1 protein-coding gene is annotated in these 1,130 nt (G+C 45.7%); it reads left to right on the top strand.

Going from position 1 to position 1,130, the window contains the following annotated elements:
- Positions 1 to 12: 12 nt before the first annotated feature.
- Positions 13 to 1,130, top strand: a 1,118-nt coding sequence (locus R8N49_RS25035) for an ABC transporter substrate-binding protein (protein ID WP_318190200.1), incomplete at its 3' end; no start/stop codon positions are given.

The raw sequence follows: 1,130 nt of genomic DNA, 5'->3' as shown, positions 1-1,130 counted from the left end.
AAGGGAAGTTTTATGAAAAGAATAATTTTAGCGTCCACGCTAAGCGCCCTAAGTTTTGGTGTGATGTCAGCGACGCTTCCGACTGACTTAAACTGGCAAACAAACTGGGATGAGCCTCAATATGGCTCTCCTGAAGCAAAGCGTGGCGGGACTTACCGCACTTTCATGTCGAGCTTTCCTCAGACTCTACGCAGTGTTGGTCCTGATGCAAACTCTGGTTTACGTTCTTTCATCTTGGATGAAACGCCAGGGTTGGTGGTTCGCCACCCAGATACGCTTGAATTCATCCCTGAGCTAGCCAATGAGTGGGCATTAGCGGGTGACAATAAAACGGTTTATTTCAAACTAAACCCACAAGCTAAATGGTCGGATGGCAAGCCAGTCACGGCAGACGATTTTGTTTTTATGCTTAAGTTTTACCGCTCGAAAGACATTTTAGAGCCTTGGTACAACGACTATTACAACAAAACGGTTGCTGATGTTATCAAATTTGACGATCACACCTTCGCCGTGAAGGCCGCGAAAGAGCTCAATCCAGAAGAGTTGTTGTTGAGAATGGGGGCGCTACGTCCTCGTCCTGCTCATTTCTATGCGAATCCGAAGAAAGACGAGAACGGTGACGGCATTCATGATGATTTTGTGCGCTACTACAACTTTAAAAGTGAACCAACCACCAGCGCTTATTACTTAGCCGACGTCAAAAAAGGTAAAAGCGTTACCTTTAAGCACGTAGGTGAGGACTGGTGGGGTTATACCAATAAGTACTACGAGAATCGCTATAACGTCGACAAAATTCGTATCACGGTTATCCGCGATAGTGATATTGCGATGAAGCACTTCGAAAAAGGTAAGTTGGACGCATTTGGATTGGTTTTGCCAAGTCTATGGCATGACAAATCCAATACTGCCCCTTATCAAAAGGGTTATATTGAGAAGTTCTGGGGTTACAACCAATATCCAGTTGGTGCTGGTGGCGTTTGGATAAACACGGCCATGCCTCTACTTGATGACTTAAACATTCGCAAAGGGATTACTTACGCGACAGATTTCGACGGCATGATCGAGAATGTTATGCGTGGAGACTACAGCCGTAAACCCAACCCAACGGGCTTTGGGCATGGTAAGTACAC

The sequence above is a fragment of the Vibrio sp. 1978 genome (genome assembly GCF_033344345.1).
Note: the sequence above shows the minus strand (reverse complement) of the source record. Positions and strands in the feature narration are given on the sequence as shown.